Annotated in this window: 19 protein-coding genes and 1 pseudogene; 15 read left to right on the top strand and 5 right to left on the bottom strand. The window is 66.3% G+C overall.

Annotated elements, in window-relative coordinates:
• Positions 1-10 precede the first annotated feature (10 nt).
• Positions 11-1562: pseudogene (locus G6N36_RS04000) on the top strand (regulator).
• A 46-nt stretch (positions 1563-1608) separates the two neighbouring features.
• Here the strand turns inward: G6N36_RS04000 and G6N36_RS03995 are convergent.
• On the bottom strand, positions 1609-2250 hold the full coding sequence (locus G6N36_RS03995; RefSeq protein WP_163685142.1) for a hypothetical protein: 642 nt from the start codon (positions 2248-2250) through the stop codon (positions 1609-1611).
• Positions 2251-2488: 238 nt separating this feature from the next.
• Here G6N36_RS03995 and G6N36_RS03990 point away from each other — a divergent pair, with 238 nt between their 5' ends.
• The 4 genes from G6N36_RS03990 to G6N36_RS03975 are packed head-to-tail and all read left to right on the top strand — an operon-like array spanning position 2489 to position 5959.
• Positions 2489-3076 carry a TetR/AcrR family transcriptional regulator gene (locus G6N36_RS03990; protein WP_163685141.1) on the top strand — a complete coding sequence of 196 codons (588 nt, stop codon included), beginning with the start codon at positions 2489-2491 and terminating at the stop codon, positions 3074-3076.
• 17 nt (positions 3077-3093) lie between these two features.
• On the top strand, positions 3094-4104 hold the full coding sequence (locus tag G6N36_RS03985; RefSeq protein WP_372512226.1) for an ABC-2 transporter permease: 1011 nt from the start codon (positions 3094-3096) through the stop codon (positions 4102-4104).
• 59 nt (positions 4105-4163) lie between these two features.
• A complete protein-coding gene (locus G6N36_RS03980) occupies positions 4164-4643 on the top strand; it encodes a nucleoside deaminase (RefSeq protein ID WP_163685139.1) in 480 nt (159 codons plus the stop codon).
• Positions 4640-5959, top strand: a complete 1320-nt coding sequence (locus G6N36_RS03975; RefSeq protein ID WP_163685137.1) for an alpha-amylase family protein — start codon at positions 4640-4642, stop codon at positions 5957-5959. The genes G6N36_RS03980 and G6N36_RS03975 overlap by 4 nt, the downstream gene beginning before the upstream one ends.
• Here G6N36_RS03975 and G6N36_RS03970 read toward each other — a convergent pair.
• The gene (locus G6N36_RS03970; RefSeq protein ID WP_235689965.1) at positions 5934-6383 is read right to left on the bottom strand and encodes a DUF1810 domain-containing protein; all 450 of its coding nucleotides are present in this window, start codon (positions 6381-6383) and stop codon (positions 5934-5936) included. The two genes, G6N36_RS03975 and G6N36_RS03970, sit on opposite strands and share 26 nt — an antisense overlap.
• Positions 6384-6436: 53 nt before the next feature.
• Here G6N36_RS03970 and G6N36_RS03965 point away from each other — a divergent pair, with 53 nt between their 5' ends.
• The 10 genes from G6N36_RS03965 (at position 6437) to G6N36_RS03920 (ending at position 18785) form a co-directional block, all read left to right on the top strand.
• The gene (locus tag G6N36_RS03965; protein ID WP_163685134.1) at positions 6437-8602 is read left to right on the top strand and encodes an adenylate/guanylate cyclase domain-containing protein; all 2166 of its coding nucleotides are present in this window, start codon (positions 6437-6439) and stop codon (positions 8600-8602) included.
• Positions 8599-9999, top strand: coding sequence for a mechanosensitive ion channel family protein (locus G6N36_RS03960; RefSeq protein ID WP_163685132.1), 1401 nt, complete (start codon positions 8599-8601; stop codon positions 9997-9999). Before G6N36_RS03965 ends, G6N36_RS03960 begins: the two co-directional genes overlap by 4 nt.
• A gap of 8 nt (positions 10000-10007) precedes the next feature.
• Complete coding sequence (locus G6N36_RS03955; protein WP_163685130.1) at positions 10008-11240, top strand: alpha-hydroxy acid oxidase; 1233 nt, start codon at positions 10008-10010, stop codon at positions 11238-11240.
• Between the two features lie 214 nt (positions 11241-11454).
• A complete protein-coding gene (locus tag G6N36_RS03950; RefSeq protein ID WP_163685128.1) occupies positions 11455-12450 on the top strand; it encodes an esterase family protein in 996 nt (331 codons plus the stop codon).
• A 211-nt stretch (positions 12451-12661) separates the two neighbouring features.
• Complete coding sequence (lon, locus tag G6N36_RS03945; RefSeq protein ID WP_163685125.1) at positions 12662-14986, top strand: endopeptidase La; 2325 nt, start codon at positions 12662-12664, stop codon at positions 14984-14986.
• A gap of 64 nt (positions 14987-15050) precedes the next feature.
• Positions 15051-15383: a TfoX/Sxy family protein gene (locus tag G6N36_RS03940; RefSeq protein WP_163685123.1), complete on the top strand. Its 333-nt coding sequence runs from the start codon at positions 15051-15053 to the stop codon at positions 15381-15383.
• A 35-nt stretch (positions 15384-15418) separates the two neighbouring features.
• Positions 15419-16141: a DUF72 domain-containing protein gene (locus G6N36_RS03935; RefSeq protein ID WP_163685121.1), complete on the top strand. Its 723-nt coding sequence runs from the start codon at positions 15419-15421 to the stop codon at positions 16139-16141.
• 35 nt (positions 16142-16176) lie between these two features.
• On the top strand, positions 16177-17382 hold the full coding sequence (locus tag G6N36_RS03930; protein ID WP_163685119.1) for an NAD(P)/FAD-dependent oxidoreductase: 1206 nt from the start codon (positions 16177-16179) through the stop codon (positions 17380-17382).
• Complete coding sequence (locus G6N36_RS03925) at positions 17383-17985, top strand: hypothetical protein (protein ID WP_163685117.1); 603 nt, start codon at positions 17383-17385, stop codon at positions 17983-17985. It begins immediately after the preceding gene.
• A 2-nt stretch (positions 17986-17987) separates the two neighbouring features.
• A complete protein-coding gene (locus G6N36_RS03920) occupies positions 17988-18785 on the top strand; it encodes an SDR family NAD(P)-dependent oxidoreductase (RefSeq protein ID WP_163685115.1) in 798 nt (265 codons plus the stop codon).
• 1 nt (position 18786) lies between these two features.
• Here the strand turns inward: G6N36_RS03920 and G6N36_RS03915 are convergent, their stop codons facing one another.
• From G6N36_RS03915 to G6N36_RS03905, 3 genes are read right to left on the bottom strand one after another with little or no spacing between them, the layout of a single operon-like run.
• The gene (locus tag G6N36_RS03915) at positions 18787-20250 is read right to left on the bottom strand and encodes an acetyl-CoA acetyltransferase (protein WP_163685113.1); all 1464 of its coding nucleotides are present in this window, start codon (positions 20248-20250) and stop codon (positions 18787-18789) included.
• The gene (locus G6N36_RS03910; RefSeq protein ID WP_163685110.1) at positions 20250-22592 is read right to left on the bottom strand and encodes a CaiB/BaiF CoA-transferase family protein; all 2343 of its coding nucleotides are present in this window, start codon (positions 22590-22592) and stop codon (positions 20250-20252) included. Before G6N36_RS03910 ends, G6N36_RS03915 begins: the two co-directional genes overlap by 1 nt.
• Positions 22589-23464: a TIGR03619 family F420-dependent LLM class oxidoreductase gene (locus G6N36_RS03905; protein WP_163685108.1), complete on the bottom strand. Its 876-nt coding sequence runs from the start codon at positions 23462-23464 to the stop codon at positions 22589-22591. Before G6N36_RS03905 ends, G6N36_RS03910 begins: the two co-directional genes overlap by 4 nt.
• Between the last annotated feature and the right edge of the window lie 14 nt (positions 23465-23478).

Below are 23478 nucleotides of genomic sequence, written 5' to 3'. Positions count from 1 at the left end.
GGGATCCGAGATGAGCACCGACGTCACCAACCCCCCTGCCGACCCGTCGGTCGATCCGCCCCAGAGGTCGTCGATCCCGTGGTGGACTCGTGGCGACCTCAACGCATTCTTCGGACTCGGATTCAACATCCTGGTCAATGTCCTGACCCTGACCGCGCTGATGATCGGGGTGATCGCCGTACCGGCGGGCGACGTGCTGGGTACCGTTCTGCCCGCGCTGGGCGTCGCGCTGATCCTGGGAAACCTCTACTACACATTCCTCGCGCGCCGACTTGCCCGACGGGAGAACAGAACCGACGTCACGGCGCTTCCCTACGGGCCCAGCGTGCCGCACATGTTCATCGTGATCTTCGTCGTGATGCTGCCGGTGTACTTGAACACCGACGACCCGCTCCAGGCCTGGCAGGCCGGGTTGGCGTGGGCCTTCCTGATCGGTGTGATCGTCATGATCGGAGCGTTCGTCGGCCCCTACATCCGCAAGCTGACGCCCCGGGCCGCGATGCTCGGCACGCTGGCCGGCATCTCGATCACGTTCATCTCGATGCGGCCCGCCGCGCAGATGTGGGAGGTGGCCTGGATCGGTCTGCCGGTGCTCGCCATCATCCTGATCGGCTTCTTCACCGACGTGAAGTTGCCCGGCAACATCCCAGTGGGACTGGTCGCGCTGTTGGTGGGAACGGCGATCGGATGGGCCGGCGGCTACATGTCAGCACCCGACGTCGGGCAGGCTGTTCAACGGCCTCGCCGACCTCGCGCCGCTCCTCGGAACCGCGATCCCGTTGGGCGTCTACAACTTCACCGAAGCGATGAGCAACGTGGAAAGCGCTGCGGCCGCGGGCGACAACTACAACCTGCGCAGCGTGCTGCTGGCCGACGGTGCCGGCGCGGTCGTCGGGTCGGCGTTCGGCTCACCGTTCCCCCCGGCGGTCTACATCGGACACCCGGGATGGAAGGACGCCGGCGGCCGGGCCGGCTACTCACTGGCCAGCGGCGTCGTGATCGGTGTGCTCTGCTTCGTGGGCCTGTTCGGTGTTCTCGACGCACTTCTGCCGGTCCCTGCGATCGTGCCGATTCTGCTCTACATCGGTCTCCTCATCGGGGCACAGGCGTTTCAGGCGGTACCTCGGCTGCACGCCATTGCCGTGGTCGCTGCGATTCTGCCCAATCTCGCGCAATGGGCACACGGCCTCATCGACAACGCCTTGAACGCGGCTGGTACCTCGGCGGCCGAAGTAGGGATGGACGCGCTCAACGGCGCGGGCGTCGTCTACGAAGGACTCAAGACCCTGGGCGAAGGCGCGGTGCTCGTCGGCCTGATCCTCGGCACCATGGTGACGTTCATCCTCGAGAAGAAGTTCCGCTACGCCGCCATCGCCTCGGCGGTCGGAGCGGCGCTGTCGTTCATCGGGCTCATCCACGCACCCGAGGTGTCATGGGCCGCCAGCCCGGCGGTGGCGCTCGGATACGTGTTGTTCGGCGTCGTCTGCTTGGCATACGCGGTTCTGCCGGGCGCCAAGGAGCCCGTAGAGGTCGACGAATCCGACATCGTTGCGGGCCACTGATCGGACACAGTCGCGGGCCACTGACCCCGCGAAGATGACCTGGCGACTACTCCTCGGGCAGACCGTCGGCGATGATCCCTGCCTGTTTGGTGGCGATGTCCTTGGCGACATCCGGCGGGACAGGGTCGTTCGGCTCGCCCTCGAAGTTCAGCGACACCAGCGCCCTGCCCTGGCTGAACAGGATCGCGGTCACCGACTTGCTTCCGTCCGGTGAGGTGCCGATCGCCATCACACCCTGGTCACCGACCTCGATTGGCTCCGGCGCACCGGTGGTCACTTGGTTCATCGTGGCCGAATTGCTCTGGAAGTTGGAGTCTGCGGCAGCGACGTCGGGGAAGACCAGGATGGTGTCGATGATCTGCTGCTTGCCATCCGGGCTCGCATAGACCTGGGCCGCACCGGGGTTCCCGCCCGGATTCAACTGCACACCGCCGGGAGTCTGTGTGTCGGAGCCCATATCGGCGGGCGGAAGAAGAAGTGAGCCGTAATCACTCGGCTCCGCGGCAGCCGGGCCGGCCTCCTCCGACGTGGTCTCCTCCGAGGTGGTGGCCTCGGCGGAGGTGGTCGTGGACGTCGCCGAGGCCGACGACTCCGCCGATGAGTCGTCCGACTTGCTGCAGCCGGCGGCGACTCCGATGACCAGCGCCGCGACGGCCAAGCTCGTCGCCGGCAAACCTACGATATCCATGGATTTCCTCTCGGAAGCTGACCGGTCAAGACTGACCGGCGGATCTAGGTCTACAGCACCGTCAATATCTTCGCTGTCCCGATCGCGAAATCGGGGTCCAAGCGCCGGTGCACTGGCGGCGGTCGCATTGAACATCCCACCCGGTGGTGAGGTCGTCGTCACGTCGGCGCCCCTGGCGTGTGTTAGCTAACCTAAATTTTCGTAGTCAGTTGTCCATGAAATGGCATAACCTCAATCCGTGACCACCCGCACCCAAAGCGCCGACCCGCGCGCCGAACGCGTCCGAGCCAAGTTGATCGACGCGGCGTTCGCGCTGGCGCATGAACGCCCGGTCGATCGGTTCACCGTCGGCGATCTCGTGGCACGGGCCGGCGTCAGCAGGCAGGTTTTCTACCGGCACTTCGCCGACCGCGACGACGCGGTCGCCACATCGTTCGTCATCGCCTTCGCGGCCGCGACCGCCGATCTGGACGGCGAACCGAGATCCCGGATTCTGCGGATCTTCGGACTCGCCGCCGAACACCGCGCGATGTACCGCAACGTCGTGCCCAGTCCGGTGGCCCAGCGGGTGGTCGCCGCGTTCCACGGCGCACTCCTTCCGGCATGTGAGGAGTTGGCCGCCCGAGCACTACCCGTCGTCAACGCCACCGCGGGTCTCGAACCCGGGGCGGTCAGCCGCTTCCTGGTGGGTGGATTCCAGGAGGTGCTGCGGTCCTGGATGGAAGACCCCAGCGAATCCGGCCAAGCCGCTGATCTCCTCGGCCGGGTGACCGCCGCGCTCGACACCGTCGATGCGCTGCTTTCCCGCCTGGACTTCACGCTCTGAAACAGAAAGGATCCACCGTGGGCAAGCACCACGCTCCCCTCGCCGAGACAATCGATATTCGGCCTTCCCGCAGGGACATTCGCAATATGGCCTTGGTCATGGCGGCGCTTGCGGTGTTCGTCATCGCGATGATCGCCAGCTACTCGGGCGCGTTCGCCAAACCGACGCTGCACCACCTGAGCGTCGCCGTTGCAGCACCACAGCAACTCGTGGACGAGGTCCGTGGGAAGGACGCACTCGGCGTCACGCAGGTGGTCGGCGCGGCCGCGGCACGCGATCAGGTCTTCCAGCGCAAGACGGACGCGGCGTTCGTCATCGACGCGCCCGGCCACCTGGACATCTATGTGGCCGGTGGCGGCGGCCGAAGCGTCGCGGCCGCCGCCGAGAGGGTCGGACGTGGCATCGCCGCCGATGCCGGGCTGACCGCGGATGTCACCGACGTCGCCCCGACCAATGCGGCCGACCCGCAGGGCACTGTCGTGTTCTATGCCGTCATCTTCCTGTCGATCGGCGCGTCGGTGGGCGCCACGATCTTCGGACGAATGATGGGTGACGTGCACAAGCCGTCCACCTTCGCTTGGCGCACATTGAGTCTCGTTGCGTACTCGCTGGTGCTGGCAGGTGGTGTGACCCTGTATGTCGACGTGATCCTCGGCGCGCTCACCGGACACACCTGGCAGGTGTTCGGCGCGCTCTTCGTCTACGCGATGGCGGTCGCGGGAGCGGTGACCGGCGTTGCGGCAGCGTTCGGCACCGTGGCCTCTGCGGCACTCACGGCGTTCCTCGTGATCATCGGCAACGCCGCCGCGGCAGGTCCTGTCGGCAAGCCACTGCTGTCCGGCTTCTACACGACGTTCAACGTGATCGTGCCCCAGGGCTCGGGCGTCGCGCTGCTGCGCAGTGTCGAGTACTTCGGCACCAACGGCGCGGCGAGCTCGCTCGCCACCCTCCTCGCCTGGGGTGCGGCCGGATGCGTGCTGGCCGTTGGCGCCGCCATGATCCGATCCGGCACGTTTCGCAACACCTGAGGCTCCGTGCCCGGTACGCGGGCCTGCTGACTGATTCCCAATCCGTAAGCTTCTTGATTGTGGCCATCGACGACCATGATCTTGAACGCCTGAGCCGTTGTGTCGAACTCGCGCGCGACGCACTCGAAGACGGCGACGAGCCGTTCGGGTCGATCCTCGTCGACGCCGACGGTCGGATCCGCTTCGAGGACCGCAACCGGGTCAAGGACGGCGACCACACCCGCCACCCCGAATTCGCGATTGCGCAGTGGGCCGTCACGAAACTGTCCCCCGCCGACCGGGTCGCCGCGACGGTGTACACCTCCGGCGAGCACTGCCCGATGTGCGCGGCGGCGCACGCGTGGGTCGGCTTGGGCCGCATCGTCTATGCGACATCGTCGGAGCAACTCACCCGATGGCTGACCGAGTGGGGCGCGGCGCCGCCGCCGGTGGCGCCGCTGCCCATCACCGCCGTCGCGCCGCGTGTCGAGGTCGACGGCCCGGCGGCCGAGTACACCGATGAGATGAAGGCACTCTACGAAGCGAAGTTCCGGCCGTGACAGCGTCGTCGCGCGGATCATCCGCGACGGAACCGGCCTGGGTTGAGCACGCGATCTGGTGGCAGGTCTACCCATTGGGCTTCGTCGGCGCGTACCCGGCCGACACACCCCCCGCCGCCGGCGAGCATCGGCTGCGCCGCGTTGTCCAATGGCTGGATCACGTCATCGGCCTCGGCGCCTCGGGGCTGGCGCTCGGTCCGATATTCGCCTCGCTCACCCACGGCTACGACACCACCGACCATTACCGCATCGATCCCCGCCTCGGTGACGACGGCGACTTCGATCACCTGATCGCCGAGGCGCGCAGCCGCGGGCTGCGTGTGCTGCTCGATGGCGTCTTCAACCACGTAGGTACCGAGTTCGCCAATACCTCGTGGTTCCGCAAGCAGCGCAACGGTTCTGGGTTCGACACGTTCGAGGGCCACGGCGACCTGATTGCACTCGATCACGACAACCCAGAAGTCGTCGATTACACCGTCGACGTCATGACGCACTGGCTGGGCCGCGGCGCCGACGGCTGGCGGCTGGATGCCGCCTACGCCGTCCCCGACCGGTTCTGGGCGCAGGTGCTCCCCCGCGTTCGTGCGGTTTTTCCCGAGGCCTGGTTCGTCGGGGAAGTCATTCACGGCGACTACTCGGCGCGGGTGCGTGACGGGGGCTTCGACTCCGTGACGCAGTACGAGCTGTGGAAAGCGATCTGGAGCGGCCTCAACGACGGGAACTTTCACGAGATCGACTGGGCGCTGGTGCGGCACAGCGAATTTCTCGACGTCTTCGTGCCGATGACGTTCGTCGGCAATCACGACGTGACCCGCATCGCCAGCCGTCTGGAGAACGCCAAACACCTGGCACACGCGCTCGTCATCCTGCTGACTACCGGAGGTACGCCGAGCATCTACGCGGGCGACGAGTTCGCCTACCGCGGAATCAAAGAGGAGCGGTTTGGCGGCGACGATGCGGTGCGACCCGAATTCGGTGCTCCGCCAGACGGTGTCAACCAACTCGGTCAGGACGAGTTCCGGCTGCACCAGTACTTGATCGGATTACGCAGACGACACCCATGGCTGCACACCGCGCGCACGTCGCCGCTGCAGCTGACCAACCGGCAGTACGTGTACCAGACGCGTAACGGCGCCGACGCGCTTGTGGTCGCGCTCAATATCGGCGACGAGCCGCTGTCCGTCTCGCTGCCGCAGCTGGGCTTCGACCATGGCATCATTCTCGCCGGGTCGGGGGCACCACCACAGGACGTCGTATCTCGAGTGGAGGTGCAGCCGCACGGCTGGCTGATCATCTCGCCAGCTGCTGGACCGTGAGCTCATCCTCCACACCGCCGTAGAGCCGATCCAGCACGGCGCGAAAGTCGGCTTGCACTTCGGCGGACTCGGCGGCTCGGGCGAACAACGTCATTGACGACCGCACCTTCATGTTGTCGGGCCAGCCGAAGATGTCCTCGGCCGAGGCGCCCTCGACGCCGGCGACGATCCGCGAGCACTCCCGCAACCGAGGCCCGAGCACCTCGTGGTCGAGATAAGCCTTTGCCTCGGCCAGCGAGGTGATGGCGTAACGGATTGCTGTCGGACTGCTTCCCAGACCCTGGATCTGAGGGAACACGAACCAGATCCAGTGGCTGCGTTTACGGCCCGCACGAAGCTCGGTCAGCGCGGTTGCGTATGCACGATGCTGGGCCTCGACGAAGCGCTGCAGATCGAACGGATCGGCCCGGTTGGATGACGACAATTTGCCTACAGCCCCCTCTTTTGCAAGTTTTGCAGGATAGTGTCGTCGGTTCAATGACGACATCGATCGATCCGGAATCGTCCACTCCGACTGAGCCGGTCAAGAAGACCAGAACGCTGCGGCTACCCGTCGCGTCGAGGGTCAGCATTCAGTCCAAGCTCTTGATGATGCTTCTCATCACCAGCGTCCTGTCGGCGGCGGTGGTCGGTGCGATCGGATACCAATCGGGTAGGTCGTCGCTGCGCGAGTCGGTGTTCGACCGCCTCACCGAGATCCGCCAGTCACAGAGCCGCCAGCTGCGCGCGGGCATCAGCGACCTGAAGGACTCCCTCGTCGTCTACTCGCGGGGAGCCACGTCGACGCAGGCCATCCAAGCCTTCACGGCCGGGTTCGATCAACTCAATGCCGCGAACATCAGCCCGGCCCAACAGCAGTCCATCGTCGACTACTACACCAACCAATTCGCACCGACGAAGAAGAAGGCCGGCGAGGAGATCGACATCGGCGCGGTGCTACCCGACACGAACGCGCAGCGCTACCTCCAGGCGTACTACACCGCACCGTTCTCGGACTGGGACAAGGCGATCGCGTTCGACGACGCCGGCGACGGGAGTGCATGGTCGGCGGCGAACGCCCGCTACAACGACTTCTACCGGGAGATCGTCACGCGGTTCGAGTTCGAGGACGCGTTGCTGTTCGACACCCGGGGAAACGTCGTCTACACCGCCTACAAGGGCGTCGATCTGGGCACCAACATCTTCAGCGGCCCCTTCAAGGGAGGCCCGCTGGCCACGGCCTACCAGGCGGCGCTCGATTCGAATGCCGTCGACTACGTCGGCCTGACCGACTTCGGTGAGTACGAACCGGCTGACGAGCCGACCGCGTGGTTCCTGTCGCCGGTCGGCCCTCGGGGCCGGGTAGACGGGGTGCTGGCCCTGCAGTTCCCGATCTCCAAGATCAACCGCCTGATGACGATGGACCGCAAGTGGCAAGAGTTCGGGATGGGCAAGACGGGCGAGACGTTCATCGTCGGCGACGACGACTTGATGCGGTCTGATTCGCGGCTGTTCCTCGAGGACCCCGAAGCGTACAAGAGCGACGTCGTCGAGGCGGGCACGCCACCGGACATCGCCCAGGAGGCGATCGACCGCGGCGGCACCACACTGATCCAGCCGGTGCCCACCGACGCCACCAAACTCGCGCTGCGCGGACAGTCGGGCACGTTGATCGCCGAGGATTATCTGGGGCATGAGACGTTACAGGCGTACGCCCCCGCGGGCATCGAGGGTCTGCGGTGGAACGTGATCGCCAAGATCGACACATCTGAGGCGTTCGCCCCGGTGTCCACGTTCACCCGCACGCTCGTGCTGTCGACGGTCGTGATCATCTTCGTCGTCTGTCTTGCCGCGATGCTGCTCGCGCGATTGTTCGTGCGACCCATCCGCCGGCTCGAAACCGGCGCCCAGAAGATCAGTTCGGGCGACTACCACATCAACCTCCCCGTGTATTCGCGCGACGAGTTCGGTGATCTCACCGTCGCCTTCAACGACATGAGCCGCAATCTGGCCATCAAGGAGGATCTGCTCGCCGAGCAACGCCGGGAGAACGACCGGCTGATGCTGTCGCTCATGCCCGAGCCGGTCGTACAGCGCTACCGGGAGGGCGAGGAAACCATCGCCCAGGACCACCAGGACGTCACGGTGATCTTCGCCGACGTCGTCGGGCTCGACGCCCTGTCGTTTGATCTGAACTCCGACGAGCTCCTCCGGATCGTCAACAAGCTGACACGCCAATTCGACGCCGCGGCAGAGAATCTCGGTGTCGAGCAGGTACGCACTCTGCACAACGGTTACCTTGCCAGTTGCGGGCTCAGTGTGCCCCGACTCGACAATGTCAGGCGCACAGTCGATTTTGCGATCGAAATGCAACGCATCATCGAAAGATTCAACGCCGAGACCGGACACGACCTCAGCCTGCGCGCCGGCATCGACACTGGAACGGTCACCAGCGGCCTGGTGGCGCGGTCCACGCTCGCCTACGACATGTGGGGGTCGGCAGTGAACCTCGCCTATCAGGTGCAGAGCGGCTCGCCACAACCCGGCGTATACGTCACCTCGGCGGTCTATGACACGATGCGCGACAGCCGCAATTTCGAGTCCGCGGGTGTGATCACCGTCGATGGTGAAGAACAACCCGTCTGGCGGCTGGCGTACCAATGAGCAGCATCTTCGATTCGGGATGGTTTTACTGGGCCGTCGCGGTTGCCATCGGCTTTCCCGTCTGCCTGGTGCTCCTGACCGAGTTGCACAATGCGTTGCTGCGGCGCAACAACGCACTCGCCCGCCCGGTGCATCTGGTGCGCAACTATATTCTGCCTCTCGGTGCGCTGCTGATCCTGCTGGTGCAGGCCATCCAGGTCAACGGAGAAGCGACGCCGGTGCGCGTCGTCGCCACTGTCTTCGGTTTCGTCGTCCTGGTCCTGCTGCTGTCCGGCCTCAACGCGACGATGTTCCAGGGCGCTCCAGAGGGCAGTTGGCGTAAGCGAATTCCGTCGATTTTCCTCGACGTGGCCAGATTCGCGGTGATCGCCGTCGGCGTCGGCATCATGCTCGCCTACATCTGGGGCGCCAACGTCGGCGGCCTGTTCACCGCGCTGGGCGTGTCGTCCATCGTGCTCGGCCTCGCGCTGCAGAATTCGGTCGGGCAGATCATCTCGGGTCTGCTGCTGTTGTTCGAGCAGCCGTTTCAATTGGGCGATTGGATCGACGCTCCGACCGCACGCGGGCGGGTCATCGAAGTCAACTGGCGCGCAACGCATATCGACACCGGCAGCGGCATGATGATCATGCCCAACTCAGCCTTGGCCGCGGCGTCGTTCAAGAACCTCAGCCGGCCTGCCGGCACCCACGCCCTGAGCGTCACCACCACCTTCTCGGTCGACGATCCACCCGATGACGTCATCGCCATGCTCAACCGGGTGGCGGCCATGCTGCCGCAGCTGCGACCGGGCGCGGCGCCGTCCAGCGTCCGATCCGGTGCGATGGAATACAGCACAGAAGTGCCGCTGCGCTCACCCGCCGACGACTTCGCCGCCAAATCACAGTACCTGCGCTGGGTTTGGTACGCGTCGCGACGAGCCGGTCTGCATCTCGACGAGGCCCAGGACGACTTCGCGACCACCGAGCGGGTGCAGAGATCGTTGCGGATCATCGCGCCCACCCTGCGGCTGAGCCACGAGGACCAAGAGGACCTGGTGAAACGAGTGCGCCTCACCCGCTACGGCGCCGAGGAGTATCTCCAGTACTCCGGCCAGATACCCAAGCGAATGACGTTCATCGTCAGCGGAAGGGTCCGACTCGCGGTGGCCGACGATGCCGGTGGGATCGTGCCGGTGCGCACGCTCGAATCGGGCGACTTCCTCGGTCAGACGGCCTTGACCCTCGAACCGGTCACCGCTGCCGCGTATGCGCTCGAGGAAGTGACCGTGCTGCGTTTCGAACGCGACGTCATCGAGGATCTGGTGTCGAAAAAGCCGGTGCTGCTGCAGGACTTCGGGCGGGCGATCGAAGAACGGCGCGAGAGCCTGCGGCGGGCACTGGCCGCCGGACAGAACTGAGCTCTGCGATGAAGCGCCGACTGCCCCGCCCACGTGAGCTGGCACCGCTGCTGCAATTCCGTACGCCGGATCTGAACCTGACGCGCCGCCGTCTCGACAGCGCGCTGACGATCGAGGACTTGCGCCGTATCGCCAGACGTCGCACGCCGAAGGCGGCGTTCGACTACACCGACGGGGCCGCCGAGGAGGAGTTGTCACTGGCGCGGGCACGACAAGCCTTCCGGGACATCGAATTTCACCCGACCATCCTGCGCGACGTCGCGAAAATCGACACCGGCGCGACCGTACTCGGCGACCGCGTTGCCCAGCCGTTCGGGATCGCGCCCACCGGATTCACCAGGTTGATGCGGACCGAGGGTGAGATCGCCGGCGCGCGCGCCGCCGCCCGCGCAGGCATCCCGTTCTCGTTGTCCACCCTGGGAACCACCTCCATTGAACAGGTCAAAGCGGCAAACCCACACGGACGCAATTGGTTTCAGTTGTACATGTGGAAAGACCGGGACCGGTCGATGGCACTGGTCGAGCGGGCCGCAGCGGCGGGGTTCGACACGCTGCTCGTGACGGTGGACGTTCCCGTTGCGGGGGCCCGGCTCCGCGACACCCGCAACGGTATGTCGATTCCGCCGGCGCTGACGCTGCGTACGGTCCTGGACGCGGTACCGCACCCTCGCTGGTGGTTCGACCTGCTGACCACCGAACCATTGTCGTTCGCGTCGCTGGACCGATGGCCCGGCACGGTCGCCCAGTACCTGGACACCATGTTCGACCCGACTGTCACGTTCGATGACCTGGCCTGGATCAAGTCAAAGTGGCCGAACAAGTTGGTGGTCAAGGGAATTCAGACGCTTGAGGACGCGAAGTCGGTCGTCGACCTCGGTGCTGACGGGATCCTGCTGTCCAACCACGGCGGCCGTCAATTGGACCGCGCGCCGGTTCCCTTCCATTTGTTGCCACGCGTGGCCGCGGAACTGGGACGCGACACCGAGCTTTTGCTGGACACCGGCATCATGTCCGGCGCTGACGTCGTGGCGGCCATCGCGCTGGGCGCGCGGTTCACCTTGGTCGGCCGCGCCTATCTGTACGGTCTGATGGCCGGCGGCGAGGCGGGTGTCGACCGTGCCATCGAGATCCTGTCAGGGCAGGTCAGCCGCACCATGGCGCTGCTCGGGGTGACCTCCCTCGCCGAATTGGAACCGCGACACGTAACACAGCTGCACCGGCTGAACCCCGGTTTGTCGTAACCGGGCGCTAATTCACTCCAATCACAGAATTCACACAGGCCACAGCACAAATCGGCCATTGCTGAGTCCTCGCCGAGTCGGAATCGTTAGCCAACCGCGATATCGCAACCGAGTGTTGAGCATCCGAACTCGCCCGGCGCACGTGTTTCATTACGCAGGCAGAGCAATGGCAAAGGCTTTGCGCCAGGTGATGAAAGGTGGGTTGGTTGCCGTTATGAAGGTCTTTGAGAGGTTTCGGAGTAAGTGGTTCCGCAGGCTGGCGGTGAGCGCCGTTGCGGCGGCGACTCTGCCCGGGCTGATCGGCTTCGTCGGGGGTTCGGCGACAGCTGGTGCGTTCTCCCGGCCGGGTCTGCCGGTCGAGTATCTGGATGTGTTCTCCCCGTCGATGAACCGCAACATCCGGGTGCAGTTCCAGGGCGGAGGTCCGCACGCGGTGTACCTGCTGGACGGACTGCGGGCGCAGGACGATTTCAACGGCTGGGACATCAACACCCCGGCCTTCGAGTGGTACTACCAGTCGGGTCTGTCGACCGTCATGCCCGTCGGTGGCATGTCGAGCTTCTACACCGACTGGTATCAGCCGTCACGGGGTAACGGCCAGGATTACACCTACAAGTGGGAGACGTTCCTGACGAACGAGCTGCCCGCTTGGCTGGAGGCCAACAAGGGTGTCTCCCAGCTCGGCAACGCGGTGGTCGGCATTTCGATGGCCGGCGCCACGGCGCTGACGTACTCGATCTATCACCCGCAGAAGTTCATCTACGCCGCATCGCTGTCGGGCTTCCTCAATCCGTCCGAGGGCTGGTGGCCGATGTTGATCGGGCTGGCGATGAACGACGCGGGCGGATACAACGCCGAGAGCATGTGGGGTCCGTCCTCGGATCCGGCGTGGAAGCGCAACGACCCGATGGTCAACATCAATCAGCTGGTCGCCAACAACACCAGGGTCTGGATCTACTGCGGCTCCGGTACGCCATCGGATCTGGACACCAGCGGTGGCGGCGGCAACATGATGGCCGCGCAGTTCCTCGAGGGACTGACGCTGCGCACCAACGTCAGCTTCAAGGACAACTACGTCGCGGCTGGCGGCACCAACGGCGTGTTCAACTTCCCGCAACAGGGCACGCACAGCTGGGGCTACTGGGGTCAGCAGCTCGAGATGATGAAGCCCGATATCCAGCGGGTGCTGGGGGCGCAAGCCACCGCCTGAGTTCCACCCACAACAGGGAGCCTGCCGTAACCCCCGAACGGCAGGCTCCCTGCCATTTGTGTGTCGTTTGTGGCCGCAAAATGCGTGCATTCGCGGCAACAAACGACACACAAGTGGGGCCTACGCGCAGAGTGAACGTGGAGACGGCCTGGAGGGGAACAAACCCGTCGCTCCCAGGGTTGAGTCGATCTGACTGAACTTTGGAGGAGAAATGGCTGAAGCCAAATCAGTGCCGGTGCTGTTCCTGAACGAATCGATCGTCCTGCCCGGCATGGTCGTGCCGATCGAGCTGGACGACGCCGCACGCGCCGCCGTCGACGCGGCGCAGGCGACCGAATCCGGTGAGCTGCTCATCGCTCCCCGACTCGAGGATCGCTATGCGTCGCACGGCGTGCTCGCGTCGATCGTGCAGGTCGGCCGTATCGCCGGTGGTAGTGGGACCGCGGCGGTGGTGCGCGGGACCAAGCGCGCCCACATCGGCGCGGGCGCCAACGGCCCCGGCGCCGCGTTGTGGGTCGAGGTGACCGAGGTCGAGGAGGTCGAACCGACTGACGATGTCCGCGCGCTCGCCGCCGAGTACAAGAAGCTGCTGCTGGCGATGCTGCAGCGCCGCGAGGCCTGGCAGATCATCGACTTCGTCAACCAGCTCACCGATCCGTCGGCGTTGGCCGACACGGCCGGCTACGCGTCGTACCTCACACAGGTACAGAAGCGCGAGCTGCTGGAGACCCCCGACGTCGCTGAGCGGCTGAAGCTGCTGATCGAGTGGACCGGCGCTCATCTGGCGGAGGTCGAGGTCACCGACAAGATCGCCGACGACGTGCGCGAGGGCATGGAGAAGACGCAGAAGGAGTTCTTGCTGCGCCAGCAGCTCGCCGCCATCCGCAAGGAGCTGGGGGAAGGTGAGCCCGACGGAAGCGACGACTACCGGGCCCGTGTCGAGGCCGCCGACCTGCCGGACAAGGTGCGCGAAGCCGCCCTGCGCGAGGTCGGCAAGCTGGAACGCTCGAGCGAGCAGAGCCCCGAGGGCGGCTGGATCAGGACCTGGTTGGACACCGTGCTGGACCTGCCGTGGAACGTGACGACCGAGGACTCCACCGACCTGAAGTCGGCTCGCGAGATTCTCGACGCGGACCACCACGGCCTGGAGGACGTGAAGGACCGCATCGTCGAGTACCTGGCGGTGCGCGCCCGGCGCGCCCAGCGCGGAATGGCTGTCGTCGGCGGCCGTGGGTCCGGTGCGGTGATGGTGCTGGCCGGTCCCCCTGGTGTCGGTAAGACATCGCTCGGCGAGAGCGTGGCGCGGGCGTTGGGCCGCAAGTTCGTTCGTGTCGCCCTCGGTGGCGTGCGCGACGAGGCCGAGATCCGTGGTCACCGTCGCACCTACGTCGGTGCACTGCCCGGCCGGATCGTCCGCGCGATCGGCGAGGCGGGATCGATGAACCCCGTCGTGCTGCTCGACGAGATCGACAAGGTCGGCTCCGACTACCGGGGCGATCCGTCTGCCGCCCTGCTCGAGGTGCTGGACCCGGCGCAGAACCACACGTTCCGCGACCACTACCTGGAGCTGGATCTGGACTTGTCGGACGTCGTGTTCCTGGCGACGGCCAACGTGATCGAGAACATCCCGTCGGCGCTGCTGGACCGCATGGAGCTGATCCAGATCGACGGTTACACCGAGGACGACAAGGTCGCCATCGCACGGGACTTTCTGCTGCCCCGGCAGCGCGAGCGTGCGGCGCTGACCGAAGCCGAGGTGACGGTGACCGAGGACGCGCTGCGCAAGATCGCGGCCGACTACACCCGCGAGCCGGGTGTGCGGCAGTTCGAGCGGCTGCTGGCCAAGGCATTGCGCAAGGCGACAACGAAATTGGCTGCAGATCCTGCGCCGTTGGCGATCGACGAACCCGATCTCGTTGACTACCTGGGCCGTCCACGATTCCTGCCGGAGTCGGCGGAACGCACGGCGGTGCCCGGTGTGGCCACCGGGCTGGCGGTCACGGGTCTGGGCGGCGACGTGCTGTACATCGAAGCCGGGGCGACCGATGGCGAGGCCGGGCTGCAGCTGACCGGTCAGCTCGGTGACGTGATGAAGGAGTCCGCGCAGATCGCGCTGTCCTATGTGCGTGCCCACGCCGAGCAGCTGGGCGTCGATCCGAAGTCGCTGGATCGCCGGATCCACGTGCACGTGCCCGCGGGTGCGGTGCCCAAGGACGGTCCGTCGGCCGGCGTGACCATGGTGACGGCCCTGGTGTCGATGGCCACCGGACGGCAGGTCCGCTCCGATGTCGGCATGACCGGTGAGGTGACGCTCAACGGCCGCGTGCTGCCGATCGGCGGCGTCAAGCAGAAGCTGCTGGCTGCGCAACGAGCGGGGCTGTCAACGGTTTTCATCCCCCAGCGCAACGAGGCCGACCTGGACGACGTCCCCGCCGACGTGCTCGAGTCGCTGGAGGTCAAGCCGATGGTCGACGTCGCCGACATCATCGCGCAGGCGCTGGTACCTGCCGAGGAGACGGCTTCGGCGGCGGCCTGACGCCGCATGTAACGCCATGGCGCGAATTCCGCCCGAATCGCGCCATGGCGTTACCGTCGTCTCTATGGCGTACGACGAAGACCTGGCTCACCGCGTCCGCGAGCTTGTCGCAGGCGAGCGTGGTGTCGCCGAGAAGCGGATGTTCGGCGGGCTGGCATTCCTCATCGGCGGCAACATGTCGGTGTGCGTCAGCGGCCACGGCGGGCTCATGGTGCGGGTGCCGCGCGACGACACCGAGAAGCTGCTGGCACGCGAACACGTCGAACCGATGATCATGGCCGGCCGCGAAACCCGCGGCTGGTTGCTGGTATCCGTCGAGGGTGTCAAGACCAAGCGGCAGCTCCAGAGTTGGGTGGGCCGCGGGGTCGACTACGCCAGAAGCCTGCCTCCCAAGTAGGTTTCGGCGTGACTTCGGGGGGTTAGCCGATAGCGGTGATTCGCATCGGCACCTCCGGATGGTCATACGACCACTGGAGCGGCGTGCTGTATCCGCCCAAATTGCCGGTCGCCAAGCGGTTGGCGACGTACGTCGAGGAATTCGACACCGTCGAGCTGAACGCCAGTTTCTACCGGTGGCCGAAGGACGCCACCTTCGAGGGCTGGCGGCAGCGGCTGCCCGATGGTTTCACGATGTCGGTCAAGGCCCAGCGGGGGCTCACCCACTACCGAAGGCTGCGTTCGCCGGAACCGTGGGTGGAGCGTTTCGAGCGCTGCTGGACCGCGCTCGCCGACCGGCGCGAGGCGCTGCTCGTTCAACTGCATCCGGAGCTGGAACGCGACGACGACCGGCTCTCCCACTTCCTTACCGTGATGCCCGACTGGATTCCGGTGGCCATGGAGTTGCGGCACCCCTCCTGGGACGACGACGCCGTTTATGCGCTGCTCGAACAACACGGCGCCGCGTACGTGGTGATGAGCGGCCCCGCCCTGGCGTGTGTCCCCAAGGCGACCAGCTCTCTTGTATACATACGTATGCACGGCCCGCCGCAGGACTCGATCTATGCGGGCTCCTACACCGACGACGAGCTGCGCGAATGGGCCGACAGGATCGCCGGCTGGCACGAGGAGGGACGCCGGGTGGTGGTCTACTTCAACAACGACCTGGGCGGACACGCCATCCGCAATGCGCGAAAGCTCAAAGACCTGTTGGCCTGATCCACCACGCCGTGTCCCGAGTAAGCTCAGGTGGCATGACAACGTCGTCAACATTCGCCATCGTGGGCGGCGGCCTCGCCGGGGCAAAGGCCGCAGAAGCATTGCGTGACAAGGATTTCGACGGGCACATCGTGCTTTTCGCCGCAGAGGAGCACCTGCCGTACGAACGTCCCCCGCTGTCGAAGGAATTTCTCCTTGGCAAGAAGCAGTTCGGCGAATTCACCGCCGCGTCGTCGGCGTGGTACCGCGACCACCACGTCGAGCTGCAACTCGGCACCGAGGTGTCCGCGATCGACCCCGATGGTCACACCGTGTCCCTGCCCGACGGCACCACCGTGGGCTACGACAAGCTTCTGCTGGCCACCGGGTCCACTCCCCGGCGGCCGCCGATTCCGGGCGCCGACGCCGAGGGCGTGCTCTACTTACGCACTATCGACGAGGCCCAGGCACTGAACTCCGTTCTGGCAGAGGGTACTTCGCTGGCGATCGTCGGTGCCGGATGGATCGGCCTCGAAGTCGCCGCAGGTGCCCGCGATCGGGGCGCAGCTGTTACGGTCGTCGAAACCGCAGAGGTGCCGTTGATGGGCGCTCTCGGCCGCGAGGCCGGCGAAGTATTCGCCGCGATGCACCGCGACCACGGCGTGGATCTGCGACTCGGCACCACGGTCGACGAAATCACCACCGCCGGGGGCAAGGCAACGGGGCTCAAGCTGGGCGACGGTTCCACCGTCGCCGCCGATGCCGTTCTGGTCGCGGTCGGCGCGACCGCCAACATCGGGCTCGCTGAGCAGGCGGGCCTGGCCACCGGCAACGGCGGCGTTCTCGTGGATGCGGCTTTGCGCACCAGCAACGCGGACATTTTCGCCGTCGGCGATATCGCTGCCGCCGAGCATCCGGTGTTCGGTACTCGCATCCGCACCGAGCATTGGGCGAACGCGCTCAAACAACCCGCCGTCGCGGCCGCGGGCATGCTCGGAAAGCCCCAGGAGTACGCCGAACTGCCCTATTTCTTCACCGACCAGTACGACCTGGGTATGGAATACGTCGGGCACGCACCCGACTACGATCGGGTGCTGTTCCGCGGTGACGTGGCAGGCCGCGAATTCACGGCGTACTGGCTCGATGACGCGAACCGGGTGCTCGCGGGGATGAACGTCAACATCTGGGAAGGGCTCGATGACATCAAATCGGCGGTCCGGTCGCGGGAGCCGGTCGACCCGGAAAAGCTTGTCGGCGCATAGGTGAACGCACGCACACTCTCGGCGGCGCTGGCGGCCGTGGCGACGCTGGCCGCGGGTTGCTCGACAGGCACCGTCACCGACGCCGACGAATCACCCACGGCGACTCCTGCCGGCACGTCGTCACCGTCGACCCCACCGCCGAGCAACGCGCACTTGGCGAATGCATTCGACTACGTCGCCTACCCGCCCGCCGGGACGAGCTATTACTTCACCTCCCCCAGCGGAAACTGGGCGTGCGCCATCATTCCGCGGGACAAGGTCGGCTGTCAGTCCGCCGCGAACTGGCCGTCCGCCACGGGCATCACCGGCGCACCGGACGCGGTGCCCGGCGCTGACGGCGACACCGCGACACCGAACGCACTTGTCATTCCACGCGACGGCGACGCACAGTTCGTTGCGCTGGAAGAACCGGAATTCGCGCTCGATCCCGGACCCGCGAAAGTCCTGCCGTTCAACAGAATCCTGGCCGCAGCCGGATTCCGCTGCAACGTGCAGGAGTCGGCGGGTGTGTCATGCCTGAGCGAGTTCAGCAAAAAGGGCTTCACGTTCTCCGCCGACGGATTCGTGCCGCAGTACACCGACGTGCCCGTGGAGGCTCCGTAATCATGAGAATCGAAGCGGGAGAGGTCGCTGTGGTGACCGGCGGCACCAGCGGCATCGGTTTGGCATTGGCCACGGTGTTGGCGCGTCGCGGTGTGAACGTGATGATCGCCGATGTCCGCGAGGACGCGATTCCCACCGCGGTCGACCTGCTGTCGCGGCACCCCGGCCGAGTGGTCGGGGTGCACGCCGATGTCGGCGTCGACGCCGATGTCGACGCGTTGGCCGACGAGACCATCGAACGGTTCGGACGAGTGGACCTCGTGTGCAACAACGCGGGTGTGGTCTGCGAAATGGCTCCGATGTGGGAACAGCGACCTGAAACGTGGCGTTGGCTCATCGACGTGAAGCTGATGGGCGTCGTCCACGGAGTGCGGACCTTCGCGCCGCTGTTCATCGCCCAGGGCTCTGGGCACTTCCTCAACACCGCATCCGTTGGCGGCTTGATTGCGCTGCCCAACCTCGGGCCGTACAACGCCACCATGCACGCGGTCGTCGGGTTGACGGAGACACTCGATGCCGAATTGAAGTCGGTATCAAAGCATTTGGGTGCGACCGTATTGTGCCCCGGGTTGGTGGACACTCCGCTGGGGCGGAACTCCGCGGCGCTCGTGCCTCCGGGTGCGGTCGCGACGCCGGTTGACGGCGAGGGCGACGCGATGCGGGACGCCATCAGCCCCACCGACGTCGCCGAAGCGGCGATCGACGCCGTCGGGGCGGGCCGGGTGCACGCGATCGTCGGCCCCGGCGCCGACATCGTGGCCAGGCAGCGCGTCAAAGCGCTGCTGGCCGACCTCGGCTAACTCACACCAGCGTCGCGGTGCCGTCCAGGTTGACCTGGACCTTGGCCCCGGCGATGTCCTCTCGGACCGTCACGTCGACATTCTCCGGGATCACGGCGAGCGCACGCGCATCCTCGGGTGTGCGCACCGCGAGGAAGGCCTTCTCCGGCGATCCATCTCTGTCGAACGGAGTCGTCCACGATTCGACGGTGCCCACCCCCGACCACTCGACGACGGCCTCGCGGGTGGGTTCGCGGTCGACGGCCTCTTGTACGTCTTCCCAACGGAATTCGTGGGTCGGCGGTTCCGTCCCGTACACGCCGAAGCTGTGTTTGGTGAGATAGCCGCCGTTGGCGGTGATCAGGCCGCGCTGGCCGGGGTTGGCGACCAGGCGTTCGGCCATGGTGGCGATCGAATGTGTCACGTAGTTGTTCCACGGGCCGCCCGCGAACGTGAGCCCGCCCGTCACGGTCAGGGGCCGGGACGAGTCATCGCTCGGCAGGCCGAGTTCGTTCGCCGCCACCTGCACCGCGGACGGGAAGCACGAGTAAAGGTCGATCAGCGCCATTTCGTCGATACCGGCACCGGCCAGCTCCAGCGCGCGGTTGCCCGCGATGCGGATAGCCGGTGAGGTGTGCAACTCGGCGCGATTGCTGATCGCGTAGGTGTCGTGGGCGTCGGTACCCGCGTACGGAAAAACCCAACGGTCACGCGGGATCTGCAGGTGGGTGGCTTTCTCGACCGACGTCAGCACCAGCGCCGCACCCTGGTCCACCATGTTGTTCGAGTTCATCAGCTTGGTGTAGGGCCAGCTGACCATCCGGTTGCCCCGACTGGGTTCGGCAATGTCGTCACCCGACAGCGCCTCCCGGCTCCACGCATGCGGATTCGTCGCGGCCACCGCGCTGAACTGTGACCAGAGTTCGCCGATGCGGCGCCGGTGCTCGTCGGAGGATTCACCCGCCGCGATGCGCAGCGCCTGCTCGAACATCGGATAGACATAGGCGGGCCGGTCCAGTTTGATCCGGAGATCCGAGGGGCCGGCGAGTTCGATGCCTTCGTCGGAACCTTCGGCGATCGGCACGGAGTCGTCCTGGCTGGTCCAGTTGAGCTTGTGCCCGGCCTTGCGGACTCGGGAACGGGTTCGCCACGTCTCGGCCCCCGCGATGAGCACAACCTCCGAGCGTCCGGCCTGAATGTCCAGGCACGCCTTGTTGACCAGTGTCTGCGGCACGTTGCCGCCGATGCCGGTGTAGCGCGTCTCGGCACCCTCGGCCCGAATACGCTGTGCCAGTAGCCGGCCCGGATCGCGGTAGCGCCAGGACAGTAGGTTGACCACGCGCACGGCGTCGACGGCCTCCAGCACGCGTGGGTCGGCGGCGGCGCGGGCGGCCGCCTCCATCAGGTCGACGGGTTCGACGTCGGGGTTCTCGTCGTGCTGGTTGACCTGGCCATAGCCGATCAGCACCGGCGTCCGCAGATCCATCATGGGCTCCCTTGTCGAGTGAAAAGTACGCCGTCAGCGATGAGCCGATCGGTGTCCTCGGTGCTCAATCCGAGCACCTCCTGGCAGATCCGGCGGGTCTGCTCCCCCGGCATCGGGGCGGGCCGGAGTTCCGCGGTCGGGATGCCGGTGTACGGCGCGGGTCCCGTTTCGCTGAGCATCGGTGCGTCGAACAAGGGATGCGCCATCTCGACGTAGAGCCGCCGGAACGCCACCTGCGGATCGGTGGGTATGTCGACCGCCCGGTTCATCGGTGCTGCGGGAATGCCTGCGGCTTGCAGGATCTCGGCGACAGCCGCCTTGTCGTGGGCATGCGTCCACTCCGACACCGCAGTGATGAATGTCGCCCGCTCGTCGGGAAGGTCGCGGCCGATGACCGTCGACAGCGCCGCACGGTCGGCCTGCGACCGAACAGAGATGACACACCATTCGTCGTCGCCCTCGCACGGATAGACGCCGTGGATTGCCTCGTCCTCGGTCACCGACAGCCCGGCCGCACGTGCCGCCTCGGCGACGTATGCGGTGGCGAGCTGGTTGACGGCCGCCTCGGCCTGCGGAATGTGCACGTGCGCACCGGTTCCGGAGTGCTCGCGGCGAATCAGGGCGGCCAGCGCCGCGACCGCGGTGAGCCGCGCGGCGACATGGTCGGGGAAGACGGTCGTCGCGTCATAGAAGCTGTCGGGTTCGGCGTCTTGGGAGGTCCACAGCCAGGTGACACCTGTCGCCGCACGCACCAGTGGGCCGTAACCCATCCGATCGCTCCACGGACCGGTCGCCCCGTATGCACTGCTTTCCGCCAGCACGATGCGTGGATTGATGGCTCGGAGCTGTTCGTACGAAAAGCCCAGCGAATCAAGTGTTCCGGGCTTGAAGTTGGCGAAGACGGCGTCCGATTCCGCGACCAGACGGCGAAAGAGCTCGGCCCCTTCGGGATGCCGCAGGTCGAGGCCGAGACTCTGTTCGTTCCGGTGCGTCAACGCCCACGACCGGCTCATCATCATCCCCGGCGCCGTCTGCCGGAGACCGTCGGGATAGGCGGCGCTTTCGACCTTGATCACCTCGGCGCCCAGGTCGGCGAAAAGCCGGCCCAGCTCGCCGCCCGCGACGATCACCCCGAGGTCGAGTATGCGCAGGCCGTCGAACGGGCGGCACACATCGGCGTCGCGGCCCTCGACGGTCAACGGGCCTGCCGACCAATCGGGATCGTCGGCCCCCGTCGTGGGCGCGCGGCGCGCCACCCCGGCGTGATGCCCGTCGACGATGACGGGGCCCGCGGGAACCGTCACCCTCACGTCATCGGCGATCGCGAGGTCGGTCAACGCCCCGACTGCGCGAAAGTGCTCCGATGTCAGGGTTTCTGCCGCGGTGAGGACCGCGGCCACCGGTACTCCCCGCGCGTGTCCACCGGCAACCAGCGTGTCCATCGTCTGCGACGCGAAGAGTTCGGCGATCGCGGCGTTGAGTTCGCGCGAAGCGGCGTAGCGGGCGGCGATGGTGTCGAACTTGGGATCGGCGAACTGCTCGGGTTCACCGAGCCAGCCGCGCATTCCGCGCCATTGCCGCGGCGACAGCAGGCAGATGCGCACGTGGCCGTCCTTGCACGCGAAGATGGGATAGATGTGCTGATTGCGCGGTCGGCCCCGCCACAGTTCACCGGCGGACTTGAGGCCGACGGCAGCCTGGCCCTCCGATCCGAACGGCGGATCGAGCGACTGCAGCACACCCTCGAACCGCGAGAAGTCGATGTAATCGCCTCTGCCGTCACGTAATCGGCGGTAATAGGCGGCCAGCGCTGCCCAGGCAGCCTGCACCGCGGCCGTCCCCGACGCCACGCCCTCGGGCGGCAGCACCGGCCTGCCCGTCGTCGGCCCTGTCCGTGACAGAGCTGTCGACATCGCATACAGCACAGCGTCGGTGGCCTGCCGCGAACTGTATGGACCGGTGGTCCCGAAGTCGGTGACCGACAACGTCACCAGGTGTCCGAACTGTTCGGCCAGCGCGGCGGCCGATGTTCCGAACGCCGCCGCGGTTCCCGTGTCTCCGCTGTCCACGACGATGTCGGCGGTACCGGCCAACGCGACGAGTCGACCGCGACCGTCGGCGCTGTCCGGGTCGAGCACCGCGCTGCGTTTGTTCGCGTTGTTGATCGCGAACGCGATGCTTTCGCCTGCGATGGCGGGCAACGCGCGACGGGCCGTCGTTCCGTCGCGAAGTTCGATCTTCAAGACGTCGGCGCCCAGGTCCGCAAACAGGCGGCCGACCCCGTCGGAATAGCCGCCGCCCAAATCCAACACACGCACTGACGCGAGCAATCCACCGCTCATCGGTCCAGCAACCGTTCGACCCAGTCGAGATGGGAGTCTGTGGTGGTGGCGACGTAGATCAGGTCGACGAAGGCATCGGGATAGCCGTTGTCGGCCAGCATCTTCACGGCCTCGACCACCGGCTCCAGGGCGGTGTCCTCGGCGACGTTGATCCGCACACAGCTGTGGATCGCCGACGGATCACGTCCGGCGGCGCGGGCCGCGTCGTCGATCTTTCTCCGCTGCCAGGCCAGCATGTCGAGGTTCACACCGCCCGGCACTTGAACCACCGCCATCCAGCCGTCAGCACGCGCACCCACGCGCTTGAGTCCGGCCGACCTGAACGCGCCCAGGTAGATCGGGGGTCGCGGCTGTTGTACCGGTTTGAGGTTCACCCACGATGCCGGGATGGACCAGCGTTCCCCTTGGTGGGCAACGGGACTGGCTGTCCACAGTTGCTCCAGCGCGTCCAGCAGCTCGTCGAGTTGCGCACCGCGACGGCGAAACGGTGCACCTGCGGCCTGGTACTCCTCGGGCGACCAGCCGATGCCGAAGCCGGGCATCAGGCGTCCGCCGCTAACCACGTCCAGACTCGTGAGTTGCCGGGCCAGCTGCACCGGCGGGTACCACGGGGCCACGAACACGCTGGCCCCCAGGCGGGCTCGGGTCGTGGCCGTCGCGGCCACCGCCAACGCGATGAACGGATCGATGCCGGTGCGGAACTGCCCGGGGATGGTGTCCTTTCCCGCATATCCGACGGTCGGTTGCACCGCGGCCAGCAGCCGGTCCCCTACCCAGAGGCTGTCGGCGCCGAGTTCCTCGGCCGTCGAGGCGAAGCGGGCCAGCTCGGCGTAGGCCGCCTCCCCGAATTGCGGCACCGCGAATCCCAGCACGACCGACAGGGTAA

Source organism: Mycolicibacterium gadium (assembly GCF_010728925.1).
In the GTDB taxonomy this organism is placed as follows: Bacteria; Actinomycetota; Actinomycetes; order Mycobacteriales; family Mycobacteriaceae; genus Mycobacterium; species Mycobacterium gadium.
The sequence above is the reverse complement of the archived record's forward strand: the minus strand, read 5'-3'. Positions and strand labels throughout refer to the sequence as shown.